The organism is Legionella sp. ST3F1, from assembly GCF_048553315.1.
Taxonomy (GTDB): Bacteria; Pseudomonadota; Gammaproteobacteria; order Legionellales; family Legionellaceae; genus Tatlockia; species Tatlockia donaldsonii.
On sequence record NZ_JBLZIO010000009.1, the window covers coordinates 1 to 21,839 of the forward strand.

Here is a 21,839-nt window from a genome sequence, read left to right on the forward strand (position 1 = left end):
ACAGCTAGCCGAAATCCAGGCCTTACTTTCCAATACCTGGATAAGACTACCGATTTGTTTCGACCTGCGTTTAAGTGAGCAGGAAAAACAATGTCTTTACTTATCCGCCCAAGGCAAAGGGCTTAAAGAAATTGCCAGTTTTTTAAATGTCTCCATGCGGCGAGTGACTCAATATCGGCAAGCAATCTTTAAAAAACTAGGATGCAGGAATATAACCAGTGCAATTATTGTAGGTATTCGCTACGGTGTGATTAAGAAGGAGAATGTACTGGAAGATTAAATTGGTTTGGTAAGTTGCAAATTTCACTTCCTGTGTCAGCACATCCTTGTGCTGGCTCCCTTTTCACGGACATCATGTCCTGGATATTTGCAACTTCCAATAACGCCAGTATGACTTAATTGCTGATGCTCGTCATTAAGACAAACCTGGTAAATAATGTAAGAAATATCTTACAAATCATCAAGCTGAGGGTGTACCAAGTATGATTTATTATTAGATGTAATCATGGTGGGCAGCGGAATCGAACCCGCGACAATTTTTCCTAACGTATGGTTATCAATGGGATTATATTAATCCCTCCGTTTTTTGGGCAGATATTGGGTGGTTTTTCACAATGGGTTATCGCTGTTTCATCGCCCAGTTAATCGCAGGATGATTCTTAATTCTTTGTGATATTTCCAGATCATTGGTGATAAGTTCAGGTGATATAATCCCCTCGTTTCGAATTTTATTAATGAACAAAAGCTCGTGCTCTTCAAGGGGTAATATGCTGGATAGCTCCTGCCTTAGTTCGCTTATTCTTGCAGTCGCCCATTCTTTTAATTCTCTTGTATTTCTTGAAACAGAGAGCTGATGCATCACTGGAACCAATCGATTGCGCAAATCCGTTAAATCATAATCTATTTGTTCTGGTTCAAGCTTTGAAAACTCAATCCTCGTCATTGCCAAATAGGTGACAAAAGCAAGTTTTAACTTATTTTTATCGATGGGTATCTGGGTTAACAGATAATGCGCATCAAACCAATCCCTGCTCGCACCTCGATCAAATAAAGCAGATAACTTACCTGCCGCTAATTCATGAATATCAAGGACTGGACCATTGAGGGTTTTGTAGGCTTCGATGTTTGGGGATTTTAAACCGATTGGAAACAACGGTTGTCGATACATGAAGTTGATATCAATTTCCAATGAACCCCGCTGCCCCAACAGACTTGGATAAAACCATACCATCTTCCCTCCGGCATGTCTCATGGGTGCTCGATGGCGCTCAAATTGATTTTGTACCATGATCTGCTCAACAGCATCGGCAATCATTGGTTTTTCTTCCAGCATTTTTTCTCGATCAAGTGCTCCAATATAGTTGAGATCGATATCGACAGACAGTCTTGGTAATTGTTCAAAACAGAACAGGTTGAGTGCCGTTCCACCTTTTAGAATGAGGCGCTCTTGCAGGAAAGGAACTGCCATGATTTGTTGAAATACATCAAGCAGCCGATAAACTTTTTCAAGAATTTCCGGTTTATAACCGCCAGCTCGCGCTTGACTCATCAGCTGCTCTTTAGAATTCAACATCAGGTTCTTCCCATGATTGATTGATTACAGATAAAGGTAAATAGATGTTCCAATCTTTAACAAATTGAAATGATTCGCCGGATACCCCCGCTATGTATTGAGCAACTTTGGGCTTTTCTGCAAGCAGAGGAGCCAATTGCTCTTTTGTAACAGCAAAAGCTCCCTGACGTTGACTTAAAAAATACCCCACTTTTGCATTGAGTCGAGCATTGTTCAGCATTAAACAATAATCAATTACCTGATCAATATTCAAAACCGCAAGGCTGCTGAGTGACCGAACGACCTCTTCCCATCCACCACAAAGCTCGATCCGATCCAGTGCATCAACATAGGTGCGAGCGGCATTGGTCACCCTGATATCAACACCTTGCCGGTTTACAGTATCAACATAACTATTTGCTGCTTGTTTTTTTTGTAATGCCTGCGGTGCCGCAACCGATTGATACCAGTGACCATCAAAATCAAACGGTTTGCTTTTTTGCTGAGTAATATAGGTCAATTGTCCAAAGCTGGAATAAGCCACACCCAGTAATTCCAATGCTGAATGATAGCCAATCACGGCATCTTCAGTTGCTTTCCCTGCTACAAGATAAGGATCTATCAGTACACTGTCAGTAGTTTGATTAGGAGGAATAACGGCATATAGCATTCGGCGAATGGGCTTTATTTTGCCTGATTTTGCGTAATAGGTTAATGCAGTATTTACTGATATTGGAGAGATATCGCCGTGAGTTAATTTGAATTGCACAAATTCCTCATGCCTAAAGACTGGGTGTTCAAAGAAAAATTGATCAACTGACATTTGCATTAATCTCCGATAATATGCATATATTAGTACTTATTGGAGATTAATGCAAAAATCATTCATTGTAAAAATGTGATTTAAACTGAACTGGAAAGTCAGTGTAAGAGTAATAATAAGAATAGATGGGGCTTATGGCGTGCTTACTTGGCTTAGTACGCTATACTACTAACAACATCGTAGTATAGAAATATTGGAACTTATAAAACTATGGCTATTGGTGTAGTAGTAGATGGATATTATACCGGTCGTTATTATGCTAAGTGTTTTGGAGCACAAAACCTTAAATGCATGCATGTTCAGAGCACTAAAAACTTGCCTGAATTACTTACTTCCGATTTAGATGCTAAAGACTATTTAAAAACGTTAATCCACTCTGATTTAGAGCAAACCATTTCTGAAATTAATCAGGTGGGAAAACCTATTATTATTGTTCCTGGATCAGATACAGGAATAATTCTTGCAGATAAGCTCGCTAATTTTTATAAGTTGAATACGGCAAATGATGTCACTATTAGTCCTGCGCGAAGAGACAAATTTTTAATGGGAGAAGAAGTACGTAATAACGGCATTAGGACGATTAGGCAAACAAAAGCAAAAAGTGCTTCTGCTGCAATTAAGTGGATAAGCAAGGAGAAGTTGCGCTACCCAATTGTAGTTAAACCGTTGAAAAGTACCGCAGGTGAAGGGTTTACCTTGTGCAAAAATGAAGAAGATGTTGAGAAAAGTTTTGCTCTTTATTTAAATAAGCCTGATTTATTTAATCACTTGAATGAGGAAATGTTAGCACAAGAGTATATTCAGGGGCCTGAATATGCGGTGAATTGCGTTAGTTGTAATGGCTACCATAAAGTAAGTGAGATTTGTCGCTATTCAAAAATAATTACCGAAGAGGGACATTCTTTATATCTATCTATTGACTTTATACCCTTAAATATACCGGAAGCAAACGTGTTATCAAATTATTTATTTAAGGTGTTAGCTGCTTTAAAAATAAAGTATGGGCCTTCTCATACAGAAATCTTTCTTGATGAAAATGGTCCAGTTCTATGTGAAGTGGGGTGCCGTCCTATGGGACCAGCCGCTAGTCCAACTGTGTTTAATGAAATTTATGGGCATAATCAGTTTGATTTGTCAGTAATCGCGTATACCCATCCCGAAGAGTTCATTTCTGTCACAACCAATCTAAAGCGCAGTATAAAACAACACTATAGTTTTGCCTTCATGTACAACACGAAGATAGGGATATTCAATAAATTAAATGATGCCAAAATAAAGCGTTTACCGAGTTTCAAAACCCTGGAGGTATGTGTTGAATCAGGAACGCGTATTAAAAAACCTCGCCATGTAAATGATGCAATCTGCATAGTACATTTAAAGCACCATGATGCGCAGGTTATACAAGCCGATATTAAGCAATTGAGAATATTGGAGCGAGATGATTTGGTCCTGGAAATTTATCCCGATTAGTCTCTGACCCCTTTTCTAGCAAGTGTAGCAAGTGTAGCAAGCGTAGCCTTGGTGCAGCCAAAGGCGTAACCAAGGTTTTATTTGTGGTTTATCGTTGGGTCGCGACCCAACCTACATGAAAGATAAGAATGAATTTTAATTTGGTGGAGGCGGCGGGAATCGAACCCGCGTCCGCAAATCCTCTGCCGTCAGCTCTACATGCGTAGCCTTGTCTATTAAGTTAACCGTGGCCCCTCCGACAGGCAGGATGGTACACGGCGATTCCCTTGATTTAACACCTTGATGCGGGACGGACCAAGATGCGAGCTTATCTTCTATGACCGTTGATTCGATACCGGTAAGCAAGCTCGGTCAACGGGGCGCTGGTTTTATGGCAGCGCACGGTGCGGTTACACTATCAAAGCTTACGCAGCGATAGCTTCACCTGCAAAGTTTTCATCGTTTGCATTTATATTTAGTGAGTCTGATTTACGAGAGTTCTCATTCTCGGCATGCACATCAGGTTTCGCAACCCACGTCGAAACCAGGTCGCCCCCTTTTTTTGTACACTTTTATTATAACACAGAACACAAGGGACAAGTTCAACTCGACTCAATTATTTTCACAGGAAAACACCTGGCTTGTAGAGCAACAAGCCAGGTGCTTTTTTATTAGGGATTAATGCCATTGTGACGCAGAAGGGCATCTACCGTTGCTGCCCGGCCTCTAAACCCATGGTAAGCATCGGCGGCTTTCTTCGAGCCCCCGGCTTCCAGGATAAAATGGAGGAAATCATGTCCTGCCTGCGTGTTGAAGATGCCTTCTTCCTCAAAGCGGGCAAAGGCATCACTGGAGAGGACTTCTGCCCATTTATAACTGTAATAGCCGGCTGCATAACCGCCGCCAAAGATATGGGAGAAACTGTGTTGAAAGCGATTGTAAGATGCAATCGGCACAACCGTCGTTTGTCGACGTACTTCAGTCAGTGTTTTACTGATAAAGTCTGGCGTACGCGGACTAAATTCCAGGTGGATGCGAAAGTCAAACAAAGAAAACTCTAACTGGCGCATCATCGCCATGGCGGATTGGAAATTTTTAGCAGCCAGTAATTTTTCAAAGAGCTCGTCAGGTAAATGCTCACCGCTATCGACGTGCTGCGTCAATAATTGCAGGGCTTTTTGTTCCCAACACCAGTTTTCAAAAAATTGGCTGGGCAGCTCAACCGCATCCCATTCCACGCCGTTAATCCCGGACGCACTGAGATAATGAACTTTGGTTAATACATGGTGTAGGCAATGGCCAAACTCATGGAATAAGGTTAAGACCTCATCGTGAGACAAGGTCGGCATTTTTTTCCCGGCCGGCTTGGCAAAATTACAGGTCAAGGTAGCAACAGGGAGTTGAATACTGTCGTCAGCCAGTTTACGCCGGCTTTGGCAGGAATCCATCCACGCGCCGCCGCGCTTGTGTTGACGGGCAAACAAATCCACATAGATATAACCGCGTACCAGTCCTTTCTCATCCGACACGCGATAGCACTTGACGTCATGATGCCAGATATCCACCCCTTTCACTTCTTCCAGCTTCATTCCATACAGTTTGTTGATGATGGTAAATAAGCCTTCCATCACTTTCGCAAGCGAAAAATAGGGGCGTAGCTCTTCCTGTGAAATCGCATACTGGGCCTGTCGTTTCTTCTCGGAGATATAGGTGATATCCCAGGGTTCAAGCTTGGTTAAGCCATGGTGTTTTTGGGCAAACGCCTGCAACGCCTGGAGCTCGGTTTCTGCCTGATGGTGGGCGCGAATTGATAAGTCGGTCAAAAAATCAATGACCTGTTTTGGCGATTCAGCCATCTTGGTCGCCAGTGATAATTCGGCGTAATTGGCGAAACCTAAGAGCTGTGCTTTCTCATGGCGCAGAGCGAGAATCTCATTCATGACGTGACTATTATCAAATTTTCCAGCCTGGGGTCCTTGTTCGGAGGCACGGGTGGCATACGCTTCATAAAAGGTTTCGCGAAGGGCTCGATCGTCGGCATGAGTAATAATGGCGATATAGCAGGGAAACTCAAGGTTGAACATCCAGCCAGACAAGCCTTTCTCGGCGGCTAATTCAGCGGCGGTATGCAAGGCATGTTCAGGTAAACCCGCCACCCGTTTTTCATCGCTAATGTGCAGGCTAAACGCCTGGGTAGCGTCCAGGACATTGTTTTCAAATTGATTGGATAATTCAGACAAGCGTGTTTGGATCGCTTCAAAACGTTGTTTCTTTTCTGCCGATAAAGCAACGCCAGCCAGTTCAAAATCACGGAGGGTATCTTCAACGATCTTTTGCTGGACAGGATCTAATTGGTCTTTCGCTAAAGACTTAACCGCATCATATAAATCATGGTTATGGCCAATGGCTGCTTCGTACGCGGAAAGCTTGGGTAAACAGGCTTGATAACACTCTCGCAGCGCTTTGGAATTAACAACGGCGTGCAAATGGGATAAAGGCGACCAAAAGCGCTCCAGAACATCGTCTATGTCTTCCAGCGGACGCATCAGATTATCCCAGGTATAGTGGGCATTCTTTTGCGCCAACAGGGTAGTTATCTGCTGAAGGTTATCTTGTAAAAGCGAGTCAAGGCGGTTCACAAAACCCGCCGGATCGAGAGAAGTAAATTGTGGCAAACTAGCGGTTGACATAGAGATCCTCAATGCTATCAAAGCCCTAAGGATAGCATTGAACGTATTGAACCTCCATGCTCTTACATAAACGAGGAGTTAGGTGAATCATGCGTGATGATAGGGTCGCTGCTTGCCAGGGGGGACTGACTAACTAGAAAGTGAGGCTCACTATTTGAATGAGACATTCCTTTCTCATTAGAAATCAACTTTCCCATACCTTTGCGGACTTCCTCCTCTAAGCCAGTGTTCTTGGGTGGTTCTGTAGGCTCGCTAGGACGAAACAAGGTGAGCCCCGTTTCATAGATTGATTTACCACTTTTATCATTCAACGCGATGACGCGATCAACAGGCCTTAGTTGTCCCAGGGCCTGGAGATGTCGATTAACCATGAATGTAGTCGTTAATACGATCAATGCACCGAGAAAGGGAAGAAGTGGCGCCGCTGCGAAAGCCGGGAAGGCGAAGCACATCCCAAACATCAGCGTCTGGGTGTTAACCAGGGTGACAAACAATCGTCTGTCTTCAAAATCTACTCGCTGGGCAAGGTGCTCACGATAGCTTTTTAGCTCTAACCATTCTTTAGTTTCTTCACCCCCCATTTCCAGGGCCATATCGTCATAGATCTTTTGCTGCCCAGTTAAACGGTTGTGTTCAATGCGGGCTCGTAAACGGGCCCAGAGTACGTCGAAGAGAAAGAGGCTAAGCGTGACATAGATACCGAGAGGCGCCAAAGGCCCAGTCAGCACAAAGCAGTTTAGTAATCCTGATGTCATCCACAGGGAATCATTGCCTAATTCAAACCAGCGCTGCTGCAATTGCCCCAGAAACCCCAACCACAATCCCATTCTTTTGTCCTTTGTCGCTGTCCACCAGCTAGGAACAAGAAAATTTAATAAAACGATAGAATTTACGGTTAATCTCGGTGCAAAAAACAGCCAGGAAGCGTGACTGACAATTACTCCCAGGTAAGGGTCAGCGGCTGCCACTTTACGGCCTAACTTGGACTCTATCAGATAATCACGGACGAATTGAAAATCCTTTATGATTGGTACCAAGGTGGTAAACAAACGCCTGCTGCGGCCAAACATCAAACGGGGAAAATTCCAATTGGGGGTCGCGCCCCGTACGCGCTGGCCAGACCAGGAAGACAAGGCAATCGCTTTGTCCTCTGACGCGCCAAACGAATAATTTTGTGTCGCTAATAAGTCCCGAAAGACCTTTTTCTCATCCTGCAGACGCGCAACCTCATGCCCTTCACCCAAAAAATCACGATAAAGGGGGGTTAATAATTCGGCCATCATCAGGGCAGCAACCAATTGCTCAACCAGCTCAGCTTTACTGACACCGGGACGACTGAAGTCGTGGAGAAGCCTTGTGCAAAGTACGCTATACGTCACGTTCAGCTCAAGATGCTTTGAGATCATTGGATGAAAGAACGTGGCGGGCTGCTTGGCCAGCTCTTTACCAAATTCCCAATTAATGGTTTCGTTATCCCCTGGACTCGTAACAGGTAGTTGATCAATTCCAATTAACGAACCCATGTGTCGCAACACGGCTACTGTCATACAACCCCGAAAATGAGTTAAACCAAAAAATAATCTCAAAAAATAACCAAAAAGTAAAATTTAAATGAACTTAACTACTATTTGCTCCACAAAAGCTCATTATTGTGCATAATTATTACAACAAGCACGCTGCTAACTTGCTGAATAGAAGCTTCTGAGCGACAATAGTGCCCCTAATGATTACATAAGAGAACGCATGAGTCTTTCTAATGATTTAGCCAATGCCATCCGTTTTTTAAGTATCGATGCTGTTGAGCAAGCCCAATCCGGGCATCCAGGCATGCCTTTGGGCATGGCAGATATTGCTACGGTATTATGGAAGAAGTTCCTTAAGCATAATCCTAAAAACCCTCATTGGTTTGATCGGGATCGGTTTGTTTTATCAAACGGCCATGGCTCCATGCTGCTCTATTCCCTATTACATTTAACAGGCTATAACCTAAGCCTGGATGAGCTTAAAAATTTCCGCCAATTGCATTCCAAAACCCCTGGCCATCCTGAACATGCTGATACCCCGGGTGTTGAGACAACAACGGGTCCGTTGGGGCAAGGACTGGCCAATGCGGTGGGTATGGCTATCGCAGAAAAATTATTGGCAAACCACTTTAATCGTTCCGAGCTGGAACTGGTTAATCATTATACCTATACTTTTGTCGGTGACGGTTGCCTGATGGAAGGTATTTCCCATGAAGTCTGTTCGCTCGCCGGCACCTTGGGACTGGGCAAGTTAATTGCCTTTTATGATGACAATGGCATCTCCATTGATGGCAAGGTCGAATCCTGGTTCACTGATGATACCGCCAACCGCTTTAAGGCTTATCATTGGCAAGTGATTGGCCCTATCGATGGCCATGATCCCAGTGCGATTGAAAAAGCCATCGAACAAGCCCGTCAGGAAACGAAAAAGCCCAGTTTAATTATTTGTAAAACCGTGATCGGTTATGGTTCACCGGTTGCCGGCAGCGAAAAATCACATGGTTCCCCCTTGGGAGCCGCCGGTGTCGCCAAGGTGCGAGAACACTTTCATTGGCCTCATCCACCCTTTGTAATCCCTGACGCACTTTACGCCGCATGGAATCATGTCGAACAGGGACAACATGACGAAAGCCACTGGCTTCAAAGCTGTCAAACTTATCAGCAACACCATCCACAAGATTACCAGGAGTTTTTACGTCGTATTAATGGCGATTTACCCGACAACTGGCCAACTCAGAGTGCCGCTTTTATCGAGCAATGCCGTACTAGCGATAAAGCGTTGGCAACGCGTAAAAGCTCCCAGCAATGCATTGAGCAATTTGCTCGTATATTGCCGGAAATGTTGGGTGGTTCCGCTGATTTAACCGGCTCCAACAACACGGATTGGTCGGGTAGTAAAGCGATTAGTGCCGAGGATTTTTCCGGTAACTATCTTTATTATGGTGTGCGCGAATTCGGTATGGCGGCGATTATGAATGGCTTGGCCTTGCATGGCGGCTTTATTCCTTATGGCGGTACTTTCTTAGTCTTTGCCGATTATGCCCGTAATGCAGTGCGCCTAAGTGCGTTAATGAAGCAACGTATTATTTATGTGTTTACCCATGATTCAATCGGCCTGGGTGAAGATGGCCCGACTCATCAACCCATAGAACACGCAGCGATGTTGCGCATGACCCCTAATATGCAGGTATGGCGACCCGCTGATCTGATGGAAACTGCGGTGGCCTGGCAACAGGCGCTTGAACATCATACGGGTCCATCCAGCCTACTGTTATCAAGACAGAATTTGCCTGCTCTAAACCATGATGCAAAGGCCGCTGAACGAATTGAACGAGGCGGTTATATCCTGAGTGATTGCCAGGGATTACCTGATGCCATTCTGTTAGCAACCGGCTCCGAAGTGCAACTGGCTCTCGCTGCTGCAGCGCAAATGACGGCATTAGGGAAAAAAATCCGTGTTGTTTCCATGCCCTGTTGCGAGCGTTTTATTGCTCAGGATAAGAACTATCAGGAAGACGTTTTACCCAATGCGGTCCGCAAGCGAATAGCCATTGAAGCGGCTGCGAGTGGTTATTGGTACCGTTTTGTAGGTTTGGACGGCGCGGTCATTGGTATTGATCGTTTTGGTGTTTCTGCACCCGCTGCGGAAGCTTACAACTATTTAGGCCTTACTGTTGAAAAGATAGTAGCCGCTTTAAAAGCTCTATTTTAAACTGACTCGCTACGAGTCACTGTTATTCGGAGAAGTAGTATGACGATACGAGTCGCTATAAATGGTTACGGCCGCATTGGCCGCTGTATTTTGCGAGCCATTTATGAATATGGGCGTCAAAATGAATTTAATGTAGTAGCGATTAATGATTTATCGGGGATAGAAACCACTGCTCATCTTACTCGCTATGACTCCACGCATGGTCGTTTTGCCAACGATGTCCGTGTGGATGGCGATAATCTAGTGATCGATGGCCATCCTATTCGGGTGATTGCCGAGCGTGATCCGACTGCACTGCCCTGGAAAGCGATGGAAGTTGATGTGGTTTTTGAATGCACAGGCCATTTCACCAGTCGTGATGCAGCCATGAAGCATATTGCAGCGGGTGCCAAAAAAGTTTTAATTTCAGCACCGGGTAAAAATGCCGATGCCACGATTGTCTATGGCGTAAACCATCAAAGTTTGCGGGCAACCGATATCATTGTTTCCAATGCGTCCTGTACGACCAATTGCCTGGCACCCGTCGTTAAACCTCTGAATGATGCGTTGGGTATCGATCATGGCCTGGTCAATACCGTTCATGCTTACACGAAGGATCAAATGTTATTGGACGGCAGCCATAGTGATTTGCGTCGTGCCCGTTCTGCAACGCAATCGATTATTCCCACCAAAACAGGGGCAGCAGTGGCTGTGGGTTTGGTGTTACCAGAATTAGCAGGAAAATTGGATGGTTTTGCCATGCGTGTTCCTACTTTAAATGTGTCTGTTGTCGATTTAACCTTTACTGCGCAACGTGAAACCAGTGTTGCAGAAGTCAATGACATCATGCGTAAAGCAAAAAATGAAATTCTGCATATTTGTGAAGAACCGCTGGTATCTTGCGATTTTAATCATTATCCAGCCTCTGCTGTTTTTGATACCACTCAAACCAAAGTGTTAGGAAATTTAGTAAAGGTAGTTGCCTGGTATGACAATGAATGGGGTTTCTCTAACCGCATGTTAGATACAGCAAACTACATGATGAATCGTTAAGGATAAGTGTAATGAAGTTAATGAAAATGAGCGAAATCAGCCTTCGTGGTAAACGAATACTGATTCGTGAAGATTTAAATGTTCCGATCAAAGACGGACTCATTACCAGTGATCAGCGTCTGCAAGCTGCTTTACCTACTTTACAAGCTGCTCTCGATGAGGGAGCCGCCGTGATGGTGTTGTCCCATTTAGGCCGCCCGGAAGAAGGTAAATTTGATAAGCGTTTTTCTTTGCAGCCAGTCGCTGATTATTTAGCCAAGCACCTTGATTACCCTGTGCGTTTTGAGAGTGATTATTTGGATGGAATCCAAGTCAATAATGGGGAATTGGTGATTTGCGAAAACGTGCGTTTCAACGTGGGTGAGAAAGCCAATGATGATGCCTTAGCGAAAAAATTGGCCAAGCTCTGTGATATTTTCGTCATGGATGCCTTTGGTACGGCGCATCGTGCACAAGCCTCAACCTATGGTGTTGCGAAATATGCACCTGTTGCGGCAGCGGGTCCCTTGCTCGTGCGGGAACTGGAAGCCTTGCAGCATGTCCTGAGGAATCCTGAAAAGCCTATCGTTGCTATTGTTGGCGGCGCTAAAGTGTCCAGTAAATTGAGTCTGCTAAAACAATTGGTTGGTATGGTCGATTACCTCATCCCCGGCGGCGGTATTGCCAATACTTTTTTGAAAGCCCAGGGATTCGAAATTGGGGTGTCACTTTATGAAGAGAACTTGCTTGGGGAAGCCCGTGAAATTTTAGATTTGGCGGTTAAAACAGGCTGTCAAATTCCCTTGCCTTCCGATGTTGTGGTGGGTAAATCGTTTTCAGACAGTTGTCCGGCGTTCAATAAATCACTAAGCAATGTTGCCAGCGATGATATGATTATGGATATCGGTCCTGAAACAGTAAGCCGTTATGTGGATATCATCGACACCGCAAAAACGGTGATTTGGAATGGTCCTGTAGGGGTATTTGAATTCCCGCAGTTTGCCTATGGTACCAGGGCGTTAGCCATTGCCATTGCGGACAGCTCTGCATTTTCAATTGCTGGGGGTGGTGATACCTTGGCTGCGGTGGATCAATATGATTTGAACCAGCAAATTTCTTATATATCGACAGGAGGCGGCGCATTTCTGGAGTTTCTGGAAGGTAAAACACTTCCCGCTGTTGCCATTCTGGAAGAGCGCGCCAATGTTACCACGTCGCACTAAAATCGTTGCGACTCTCGGTCCTGCCTGCAGTGATGTAAAGACGCTCCGTGCGATGCTTACTGCAGGTGTGGATGTTTTACGAGTTAACTTTTCTCATGCCAATGAGACTGTCCTTGCCCTTATCCAACAAGCCCGGGCAATTGCTGCCGAATTAAAACATCCGCTAGCCATTATGGCTGATCTTCAGGGTCCGAAATTAAGGATCGGCGTCTTCAAAAAAGGCAAAATTAATTTGCACGATGGCCAGGCGTTTACCCTTCATTGCGCCAGTCAGGAACCGGGTGACCAACAGGAAGTCAGTGTTGCTTATAGCAACTTATGTTATGAGTTGGCCGTGGCTGATCGCCTGTTGCTCGATGATGGCTTAATCGAATTGGAAGTGGTGGACATTAAACCGCCTTTAATCCATTGCCAGGTGATTGAAGGGGGGGTATTGCATAGCAACAAAGGCTTAAACCGCAAAGGGGGAGGCCTGGCAGCCAGAACCCTGACTGAAAAAGACAAGAAAGATTTAGAAACGGCTATTGCGATTGATGCGGATTACCTTTGCCTTTCTTTTGTTAAAGATGCAAAAGACATTAGTGATGTGCACGATTTATTGAAACAATTTGGTGGTATCGATATACCGATTGTTGCAAAAATAGAACGAACGGAAGCCTTGCAGCATTTAACGGAGATCATTAACGCGGCTGATGCCATTATTGTTGCCCGGGGTGATTTGGGTGTGGAAATTGGAGCGGCAGAAGTCCCGGCCATCCAAAAGCGTATTATCGAGCAAAGTCGTCGCCTGGATAAAGTAGTCATTACCGCGACTCAAATGATGGAATCCATGATTAATCAGCCGCAACCCACGCGTGCAGAAGTATCTGATGTTGCCAACGCGATCCTCGATGGTACGGATGCAGTGATGTTATCTGCCGAGACTGCCGCCGGTCATTTTCCCGTGAAAGTGATTAGTATGGTCGATAAAATTTGTCGCAGTGCAGAAAAGCATGCCGCTTTCTTCTATCAGGCGGATAATGAAAGCTGTCATTATCATCGCGCTGATCAGGCGATTGCCATGGCGACTATCCATGCTGCCAATCACTTTCCTATTAAAGCAATCGTTGCCCTCACTGAATCGGGAGCCACGGCTATCTGGATGTCACGGCAACATAGCAATGTTCCTATTTATGCAGTAACCGCGAATGCCCGTACAGTGAGTAAATTAAGTTTGGTCAATAATGTTTTTCCTATCCTGCTTGATTACCATCATCTGGCAAGTGAGGCAATTAATGAGCAAATAATTGCCCATCTTTTAGAGCTTGGTTTGTTAGAAAATAACGCGTATGTGCTTTTAACAAGAGGGCGTCTGATTGGCGAAGCGGGTGGAACCAATTGTATGGAAATCATCCGCGCTACAGATTAGAAATGCAGTGTATCCTTCTTGCTGTCTTGAACGACCTGATATTGCCAGAAACGACCTTGTCAAAACCGCAGCTTTTCCAGCGTTAGAAAAGCAGTTTCAAATCACTTCAATAAATCGGATCCGTCAACAAAAATCAAGCGAACTACTCAGCGGTCTCTTCTTCCATTTCAACCTTACGTGATAATCCCAATTTTTCTTTTAAACGGGCTACCGCATCGGGATCAAACTGACGTGATGTTTTATGCTTGACGACTATGGCTGCTGCCGAACGCTGTGGTTGCACCAGGGCGTTTTGTGCACTAAATGCGGGTGTACGTTCTGGATAGGGAATAAAGTCTGGTGTCTGGTTAATCCCGTGTGAGGAGGGTTTGCTATAACTGCTGGATGTTTTAACAGGCGCTGCTTTGCGTGCGTTTCGTGCACTTTTTTCAATACGTTTTTTAATTTTGGTCGCTGCTTTTTCTGCTTCCTCTTCGGTGACCATTTCAGTAGGCGCACCCGTTAAATCAACCCGCATTTCACGCGCTTTCAGGCAAGTGAGATAATCAATACGACGAGTAAACAAAACAACGGCTTCACGCAATTTACTTTTTGAGATACCTGCTTCGGCAGCCTTATCAGCATAGGCTAAAACGTCATTCATGATCCCAATTTTCAAGGGGCGAATGTGCAGGCTATTGTCAAATACTTCAGGGAAGGTAGCGGCAAGCCACAGTAAGGCTTCATTACGCGCTTTTTTGGATTGATTTTTTTGTGTTTTATTCAGTATTGCTGTGCGTGGATGAAGTTCTTGCCTTCTCATTGTACTACCCTTGTTAGATAACGCTTAACGGCTACAGTAAAAGACGATGCCGCTGGAAAATACTTGGGAAAAGTTGCGGAATATCGTTTCGCTGTATCGGAAAAACAAAAAAATTCGCTGTAAAATGCGCATACAATGTACAGCGTTTGGATCCCATTTGCAAGCTTTGCATCACCAGCAAATCAGCACGAGAAATTTCTTTTCTCGGATGACCAAGCCAAGGCAAATCGATATGCAGCGACTTTATAGCAACCAAGAAACAGGGCTTGCTTCTTTCTCAATAAAAATTTAAGGTGGGTTGTATTAGAACTCCTGGTTCGGTGTATACTTTAGCTAGTGCAATGTGAAGGTTATTAGCATGATAAAACGTATGTTCATGACATTTCTTGCTGTTTTTTTTCCCTGGCTCATACTGTTCATGGATGATAATCCTGGTGGCGGTGTGGTAGCCTTGATTATGCAAGCGACAATCATTGGCTGGTTTCCTGCCAGTCTTTGGGCATTGCGCATAGTCAATGAAAAAGCAATGGCTGAGCGGGTCGCCCGTGCGGAAAAAGTCGTTCGTGATGCGCAAGAAAAATCGAAACAAAAAGAAACCAGACCCTAAAAGATCCTCTCTACGCTTATTTAATCGGAGATAGCATGCCCGCTCGAGTCATTGTCAATGGTGCCCAAGGAAAAATGGGAGTACTTGCCTGTGAAACCATTAAAAATCATCCTGATTTCGAATTAGTAGCGGGGTTGGGCCGTCAGGATAACCTGCGCCAGGCAATTAGAGAAAAACAGGCCGCGATCGTCGTTGATCTTACCCGTGCTGACTCTGTCTATGAGAATAGTGTAACCATTATCGAAAGCGGTGCTCATCCCGTTATCGGTACTAGCGGCCTTGTTGAGGAGCAAATCCAACATTTGCAAAGTCTGTGTGCTGAACAACAATTAGGCGGTATTATTGTACCCAATTTTTCAATTGCGGCTGTCTTAATGATGCGTTTTGCTGCCCAGGCTGCCCGCTTTCTTCCTGAGGTAGAGATTATTGAAGCCCATCATCAACAAAAATTTGATGCGCCTTCAGGGACAGCGATGAAAACTGCGGAAATGATCGCCAAGGCAAGAGGTCAAGATAAAAAAGAGCTGCCTTCCCACGAACTGATCCTGGGAGTCCGTGGTGGTTTACACCAAAATGTTCCTATTCACTCACTTCGGTTACCCGGTATTCTTGCGCGTCAGCAAGTTATTTTTGGCAGTCGTGGTGAAACCCTGACGCTCACCCATGACAGCATCGATAGAGCCTCTTTTATGCCCGGTGTTATTCTATCCTGCCAGCGAGTACAGCAATTGGATTCCCTTTATTACGGCCTGGAACAACTCCTGGACGCTTGATGATCGTCATTATGCGACTAGTACACAGCGATTGGTTGTTGGTTTTCTCTGAAAAATTCATTTTTGATGGTAATCAGATGTTCAACTTGCTGTGCACATATTTGTTCAGGTTCAGCATGCTTGAATAAAGCAAGAATACTATCATAAAGCATTTGCGTCACCTTATCGCGGGTTGACGATGTTTCTGGACGCTGATGAACAATCTCATAGATCTCGGCAAGCGTTTTGGTCATGTGCGCACTGGAGTACTGGCCAGGAACATTCAATAACTGTTTGATCTGATCAACGCCGGTTGGCGGCGCAGGATAAAAAGGAAAGCTATAAGTTCTCTTTTCCCACTGTTCCTTTTCTTCCACAATAATTTTTATCTGCTCAATGAGCTTTTTCTGATTTGGTTTAGATAATTTTTGTGCGGCGACAACACAGGCAGCAAAATTAGGGGCGATTCGCGCCTTGGCATCACCAATTTTTCCGACCTCATTATTAGTCGCTATGATATCATCAACGGTTAGGGCTTTTTTTCCTAATCGGTCACAAATGGCTTCCGCAATATCAGCAGGCCAATAATTAGCCGGCGTTTTAATACTATCTGCCCCTGGCGCATTTTGTCCGGCATGTTCTGCCCCATGTCTTGATAGATATAATTCAACAACCAGTTTCACAAAATTTTTGCGTGCCGCTCCTGTATCAGTAAAACCAGGCCAACGACCGTATAATTCCTGATACAATAACATGGCATCTGTATGGATGATTTCGATTGCTTTCCTATCTTTACCACTCACGCAGGATCCATAACTCACGCCATCCATGTACATGATTAACAGATTTTCGAGAGAGCTTAAGAAGAGTTCCCGGCCCGAATAATCAAGGATAGTCCCTGATCCAAAAGGGGAGTTTAATACCGCTCGATATTCTTTTGCCAAGGCAGTCAAATCATCGAGACCTTGCTGATAAGTCACGAAGGTTTGATGTTCGGACTCCAGGTGGTTATGCATGATAAACAGATGTTGGCTAACGACTTTTTGCCAATCGGGTAACTGCTGTAACGCCTGATAATGGGTACGGAATAACTCGGCCAGATTGTCTTTTACTGATTTGGGGCCCAGGATATAGAAACTACTCGGGGTCAAGTCATCTTGTAACTTGTTCTCAGCAAGATAGGTCGAAGCAAAGGCCTCCCGCACGAGCTCTTCAATTTGCTCATAACTCCAATGACCTTCCAGATCAGGTAATTGACCCAGAACGGAATAAGCCTCGGCCTGCTGCAACAAAGCCGTGCATCCTGGATCGGTGGCTGGCGTAGGATAAAGTACCCGCGCCATGTTGAAGGGATGATTGGTAGAAAAAAGTAACTTCGCCCCTTCTTTTTTTGCGGCCGCCACGGCTTTTTGGCGATGCTGCTCAAGGGTGTAATCAGGCATAAATCCACTGAGCAATTTGACTGGGCTGATTAACGTTTGCAGCAGTAGCATTCTATTTGCGGCGATATTTCTAATTTTTGCCAGATTCCGCAGTGTGTATAACTCCCCGACCTGATGGAGCTGGCCTGCGACATCACGGGATGCCAGATGGCTTGAGCGCAGTTTGGCTGGAAATGCTTTCGTAATCTTACCGTCCTGGTTGAGGAGTAATAACTGATGTTCAGCAAAATTTGCGAGGATGGGTAAGGTGCGTAAACGGCTGGGTAAAAAAGAAATAGCCTCTTCCACTCGTTGAACCTGATTCAGGACCGTATTAAGGAAACGCTGTTCGTAATCGGCCAGCGTTAAATACCAATAGGGTACGGTCTTTAATTCGGTCAACTCCTCATTAAACTCGGGTGAATTGCTGGCATGCATTCTTTGTAACCGGCTTTCCAATGCTCGCAGATTGTTAGTCACTTCACTGACTGTAACCGTGGGGGACACCAAATTTCTGATCAGGTTTTGTTGATTAGCCGGCAAATCTCTAAACCAGGCAGGCAGGTTAGTTTCCCCAGCAGCAATACGTCTAAGTTCTTCTTGTAGGGAAGCGGTTGTTTTTAGCTTAAGCCAGATGACGAGTAATTTGTTCAGATCAATCGCTAAATTTTCAATGGAATTGACTTGGGTGTTACTCCCATGAAAATAGGCTTGCTGATAAAGCGGTAAACGACGAAACCAGTCTGGTGTGGTGAGAGTCTTCTTCTTTTTTGCCCACTTTAAGCCAAGCGCTTTGATGGTTGCCAACTCGCTTACCGTCTCCTCTGAATAGGGGGGCAGTTGTCTATCCCATTGCAAGACGAATTCATTCTGGCTACTAACCTTGAGTGGCGTTAAAGTCGCCAAATCAGCGCGGCCTTCGTGCATAAGGACATATTGCTCGGCTTTGTTAAGCTGTTCTATGGCTATCTTCTTCATTTCCTCCAATTTTTTTTGTGCGATAGCCTTCCGATCGCTAAACATGGATATTTCCGCACCATCCTCTTGCGGCCAATCGTAGTAATCAACGATAGCGTCAGTTAACAACGCCGTATACTGAGAAAGAACGTTCTGATAGTCTTCAATTGAGCCATTAGGAGGCAGCTTGCATAGTTTTTTACACCAGTCGAGATAGGTTTTTAATGCAGGGGGTTCTATTTTGAGCGGTTGGGTCTGGAGAATAAAGAGGAATGCTTTTTCCAAACTATCGATGCGGCGTTGGTAACTTCGTAATAAATTGGGCGATTCGGTATAGCGTTCTAATTCAAACTCGCCCAAAATTGCTTTTAAGCGCTCTAACAGCAGCTCACTCATTTCGACGTGCTCAGCTACGCGAACGATCGTTTTTTTCCCCATGCTTACTATCCCTGGTACACATCGGTTTTTTATTATTAAATAAATCGATACTCTAGACAATTTTTATCAATGATTCTTACAAGATATTCATTACAGTTCATGCTAAACTGACTATTCATAACAATCTGAAGGGATATGCAGATGTCGACAAAAATAGGAGATTACACCGGCTATTCAGATTCAGGTATCACTGATGCAGTTGAAAATGCCCTGCAAAAAGCTGTGGAACAGCATTCTTACTTTGAAATAATAGAAACGCGCGGCGTACATGCGGGTGACGATAAGCGCCATTATCAAGTGACACTCAGTCTTTTTTCTGATTAATTTAAAGTACTATTCTGGGATTATGAAAAATTTCGAGGTCGAGGCAAAATTTGATTTTAGTGAGGGAGTTTAGCTTAACTAAGCGACTGAATTAAAATCAAATTTTAACGAAGAGAACGGCGTTTTTCGTAAGTCCTGATTCTGAAGGAGTTTCGCAATGGTTTATACGGTTCCTCATTATATAGGTGGCAAATCCCTGCTCGAAACCACCACAAATTCTCATACTATTTATAATCCAGCTAATGGTGAAGCAATTGGCCAGGTTTATTTTGCTGACAAAGCGCTTTGTGATAAAACGGTGGCCATTGCCAAAGAAGCCTGGCCTTCCTGGGCGGAGACTGCCCCCGTTAAAAGGGCAAGGATTTTATTTAAATTTAGAGAGCTGCTGGAAAAATATCTGCCTGATATTGCTAAACTGGTGACACGCGAACATGGTAAAACCTTAGATGATGCCAAGGGCTCTATTTTACGCGCCATTGAAGTGGTTGAGTTTAATTGTGGACTGGTCAATCAATTGCAAGGTGACTTTTCCGCTGACGTAGCAACTCAGATGGATTGCCATACCCAACGGCAGCCTTTAGGCGTTTGTGCTGGCGTCTCACCCTTTAATTTTCCCGTGATGGTGCCAGTATGGATGACCATCCCTGCTATCGCTTGTGGTAATACCTTCATTTTAAAACCCTCTGAACAAGACCCCTCAGCCACCATTCGCTTATTTGAATTATTAACTGAGGCAGGCTTACCCGCCGGTGTGGCAAATTGTTTACAAGGGGATAAGCAGACTGTTGAGCAGCTATTGGCACATCCTGATATTGCGGCCTTTACTGCGGTTGCCTCAACCCCGGTTGCCGAAGCAATTTACCGAACTGCCACGGCACATGGTAAACGGGCCCATACGTTTGGCGGTGCAAAAAACCATTGTGTGGTGATGCCTGATGCTGATTTTGATCAGGCCGCCAACGCGATTGTGGGTGCTGCGTTTGGTTCAGCCGGCGAGCGTTGTATGGCGCTTTCAGTCGTGGTCACCGTAGGCGATCAAACGGCTGATAAACTCCTGGATAAGTTAATACCCCTTGTCCGTGCGATTCGGATTAATGCTGGTGATGAAGCCAATAGTGATATGGGGCCCTTGATTAGCAGTGCCCATAGACAGCGCGTGCTGGCTGCAATTGATAAAGGGGTTGAAGAAGGGGCAAAATTATTAATTGACGGCCGCTCCTTTAAGCACCCTGAACATCCGGAAGGTTATTTTGTCGGTCCCTCCCTTTTTGATCAGGTTAATGAGTCCATGTCTATCTATCAAAATGAGATTTTTGGTCCGGTTCTGGTTGTCGCCCGAGTCGCTGATTTTGAGCAAGCCTTATCGCTGGTCAACCGCCATCAATATGGTAATGGCACCGCCATTTTTACCCGTGATGGCTTTAGTGCCCGCGAATACAGTCAACGCGTCCAGGTTGGTATGGTGGGTATCAATGTCCCTATTCCAGTTCCCATCGCAAGCCATCCTTTTGGCGGCTGGAAACGCTCTTCTTTTGGTGATACGAACATGCACGGTGAAGAAAGTGTTAATTTTTACACTCGCCGTAAAACCATTACCAGTAAATGGCCTACCACGAAACTTGGTGAAAACAGCTTTGTGATGCCGACAAATGGATAAATACGCTTTTAAGAGATGGCTGGAAATGAGGTAGTCAAACTTGTTAACGTAACCAGGTTGGCTACAAAAGAAATTGTTAGGAGATGAGAATGGCGCGCATTGGATTCGTAGGTTTAGGCCACATGGGTTTGCCTATGGCTATTAATTTAGTGAAGGCGGGGCATTCCGTCACGGGTTTTGATTTGCAGGCAAAATCAGTCGATGCTTTGGTCGCCGCAGGAGGCTCTAAAGCGTCTTCTCTGGCACAAGCGGCTCAAAATCAAGACTTCATTATTACGATGCTGCAAACCGGGAAACAAGTTCGGCAGGTTTGCTTGGGTGAACAGGGGCTCTTTGCCCATACAACGCCTAAGGCATTGTATATCGATTGCTCCTCTATTGATGTACAGACCAGTCGCGAAATCCATCAACACGCAACCATAAGACACATTCAGGTAATCGATGCCCCAGTATCTGGCGGTGTAGCCGGCGCTTCTGCCGCAACCTTGACCTTTATGGTCGGTGGAAGAGAGCAGGCTTTTGAAAAAGCAAAACCGGTCTTATCCGCAATGGGCAAAAAACTGATCCATACTGGTGCTGGCGGCAGCGGACAAGCGGCCAAAATCTGTAACAACATGGTTCTGGCTATTTCAATGATCGGCATATCAGAAGCGTTTACGTTAGCAGAGCATCTGGGCCTGTCGCACCAAAAATTATATGAGGTTGTTAATAATTCATCGGGCCAATGCTGGGCAATGAGTCAGTATGTACCTGTACCCGATGTCCTTCCCAATGTTCCTGCGAATAATGCCTATCAACCCGGTTTTACTGCCGCGATGATGCTGAAAGATTTGACGCTCAGTCAAAGTACTGCCGCGATGGTGAATGTTGAAACGCCTATGGGCGCTAAAGCCATGGCGCTTTATCAAAAAATGAATGAAAAAGGGCTGGGGCATATGGATTTCTCTGCCATTATCAAGCTTATTGCCCAGGATAAGGACGAGGATTAAT

The 21,839-nt window shown here is 44.9% G+C and carries 17 protein-coding genes and 1 other RNA gene; 11 read left to right on the forward strand and 7 right to left on the reverse strand.

What is annotated here, in order from left to right; all coding sequences use genetic code 11:
- The coding region (locus ACN4Z1_RS07700) for a response regulator transcription factor (RefSeq protein ID WP_419423042.1) at window positions 1-280 on the forward strand (280 nt) is incomplete at its 5' end.
- 339 nt (window positions 281-619) lie between these two features.
- Here the strand turns inward: ACN4Z1_RS07700 and ACN4Z1_RS07705 are convergent.
- Window positions 620-1,573 (reverse strand): nucleotidyl transferase AbiEii/AbiGii toxin family protein, encoded by a 954-nt coding sequence (locus ACN4Z1_RS07705; RefSeq protein WP_228365036.1) that lies wholly within the window; start codon window positions 1,571-1,573, stop codon window positions 620-622.
- The gene (locus tag ACN4Z1_RS07710; protein WP_228365035.1) at window positions 1,560-2,375 is read right to left on the reverse strand and encodes a type IV toxin-antitoxin system AbiEi family antitoxin domain-containing protein; all 816 of its coding nucleotides are present in this window, start codon (window positions 2,373-2,375) and stop codon (window positions 1,560-1,562) included. Before ACN4Z1_RS07710 ends, ACN4Z1_RS07705 begins: the two co-directional genes overlap by 14 nt.
- 210 nt (window positions 2,376-2,585) lie before the next feature.
- Between ACN4Z1_RS07710 and ACN4Z1_RS07715 the strand changes: the two genes are divergently transcribed.
- Window positions 2,586-3,845 (forward strand): ATP-grasp domain-containing protein, encoded by a 1,260-nt coding sequence (locus ACN4Z1_RS07715; RefSeq protein ID WP_419388098.1) that lies wholly within the window; start codon window positions 2,586-2,588, stop codon window positions 3,843-3,845.
- A gap of 141 nt (window positions 3,846-3,986) precedes the next feature.
- Here ACN4Z1_RS07715 and ssrA read toward each other — a convergent pair.
- The 3 genes from ssrA to ACN4Z1_RS07730 all read right to left on the reverse strand — a co-directional run bounded on the left by ssrA (window position 3,987) and on the right by ACN4Z1_RS07730 (window position 8,100).
- Window positions 3,987-4,381, reverse strand: a transfer-messenger RNA (tmRNA) gene (gene ssrA, locus ACN4Z1_RS07720).
- A gap of 114 nt (window positions 4,382-4,495) precedes the next feature.
- Window positions 4,496-6,514 (reverse strand): M3 family metallopeptidase, encoded by a 2,019-nt coding sequence (locus tag ACN4Z1_RS07725; protein WP_419388099.1) that lies wholly within the window; start codon window positions 6,512-6,514, stop codon window positions 4,496-4,498.
- A 62-nt stretch (window positions 6,515-6,576) separates the two neighbouring features.
- A complete protein-coding gene (locus ACN4Z1_RS07730) occupies window positions 6,577-8,100 on the reverse strand; it encodes a hypothetical protein (protein ID WP_419388100.1) in 1,524 nt (507 codons plus the stop codon).
- A gap of 157 nt (window positions 8,101-8,257) precedes the next feature.
- On the opposite strand from ACN4Z1_RS07730, the gene tkt reads away from it, so the two are divergent.
- Genes tkt through pyk form a run of 4 tightly spaced genes read left to right on the forward strand, consistent with a single transcriptional unit; the run spans window position 8,258 to window position 13,891 of the window.
- Entirely contained in the window at window positions 8,258-10,249 is a 1,992-nt protein-coding gene (gene tkt / locus ACN4Z1_RS07735) for a transketolase (RefSeq protein WP_419388101.1), read from the forward strand.
- 39 nt (window positions 10,250-10,288) lie between these two features.
- On the forward strand, window positions 10,289-11,281 hold the full coding sequence (gene gap / locus ACN4Z1_RS07740; protein ID WP_228365023.1) for a type I glyceraldehyde-3-phosphate dehydrogenase: 993 nt from the start codon (window positions 10,289-10,291) through the stop codon (window positions 11,279-11,281).
- Between the two features lie 11 nt (window positions 11,282-11,292).
- Window positions 11,293-12,483, forward strand: a complete 1,191-nt coding sequence (locus ACN4Z1_RS07745; RefSeq protein ID WP_228365022.1) for a phosphoglycerate kinase — start codon at window positions 11,293-11,295, stop codon at window positions 12,481-12,483.
- The gene (pyk, locus tag ACN4Z1_RS07750) at window positions 12,464-13,891 is read left to right on the forward strand and encodes a pyruvate kinase (RefSeq protein ID WP_228365021.1); all 1,428 of its coding nucleotides are present in this window, start codon (window positions 12,464-12,466) and stop codon (window positions 13,889-13,891) included. Before ACN4Z1_RS07745 ends, pyk begins: the two co-directional genes overlap by 20 nt.
- A 142-nt stretch (window positions 13,892-14,033) precedes the next feature.
- On the opposite strand, the gene ACN4Z1_RS07755 is transcribed toward pyk, so the two are convergent.
- The gene (locus ACN4Z1_RS07755) at window positions 14,034-14,693 is read right to left on the reverse strand and encodes a ProQ/FinO family protein (protein WP_115222313.1); all 660 of its coding nucleotides are present in this window, start codon (window positions 14,691-14,693) and stop codon (window positions 14,034-14,036) included.
- Between the two features lie 358 nt (window positions 14,694-15,051).
- On the opposite strand from ACN4Z1_RS07755, the gene ACN4Z1_RS07760 reads away from it, so the two are divergent.
- Both ACN4Z1_RS07760 and dapB read left to right on the forward strand, forming a co-directional pair.
- Window positions 15,052-15,300: a YqaE/Pmp3 family membrane protein gene (locus tag ACN4Z1_RS07760; protein ID WP_228365019.1), complete on the forward strand. Its 249-nt coding sequence runs from the start codon at window positions 15,052-15,054 to the stop codon at window positions 15,298-15,300.
- A gap of 35 nt (window positions 15,301-15,335) precedes the next feature.
- Window positions 15,336-16,073, forward strand: a complete 738-nt coding sequence (dapB, locus tag ACN4Z1_RS07765) for a 4-hydroxy-tetrahydrodipicolinate reductase (protein WP_228365018.1) — start codon at window positions 15,336-15,338, stop codon at window positions 16,071-16,073.
- Window positions 16,074-16,090: 17 nt separating this feature from the next.
- On the opposite strand, the gene sidP is transcribed toward dapB, so the two are convergent.
- Window positions 16,091-18,868, reverse strand: a complete 2,778-nt coding sequence (gene sidP / locus ACN4Z1_RS07770; protein ID WP_419388102.1) for a Dot/Icm T4SS effector PI-3-phosphatase SidP — start codon at window positions 18,866-18,868, stop codon at window positions 16,091-16,093.
- Window positions 18,869-19,009: 141 nt separating this feature from the next.
- On the opposite strand from sidP, the gene ACN4Z1_RS07775 reads away from it, so the two are divergent.
- The 3 genes from ACN4Z1_RS07775 to mmsB all read left to right on the forward strand — a co-directional run bounded on the left by ACN4Z1_RS07775 (window position 19,010) and on the right by mmsB (window position 21,838).
- The gene (locus ACN4Z1_RS07775; protein ID WP_228365016.1) at window positions 19,010-19,192 is read left to right on the forward strand and encodes a dodecin domain-containing protein; all 183 of its coding nucleotides are present in this window, start codon (window positions 19,010-19,012) and stop codon (window positions 19,190-19,192) included.
- 157 nt (window positions 19,193-19,349) lie between these two features.
- A complete protein-coding gene (locus ACN4Z1_RS07780) occupies window positions 19,350-20,849 on the forward strand; it encodes a CoA-acylating methylmalonate-semialdehyde dehydrogenase (protein WP_228365015.1) in 1,500 nt (499 codons plus the stop codon).
- A gap of 89 nt (window positions 20,850-20,938) precedes the next feature.
- Window positions 20,939-21,838 (forward strand): 3-hydroxyisobutyrate dehydrogenase, encoded by a 900-nt coding sequence (mmsB, locus tag ACN4Z1_RS07785; protein ID WP_228365014.1) that lies wholly within the window; start codon window positions 20,939-20,941, stop codon window positions 21,836-21,838.
- Window position 21,839: the final 1 nt, after the last annotated feature.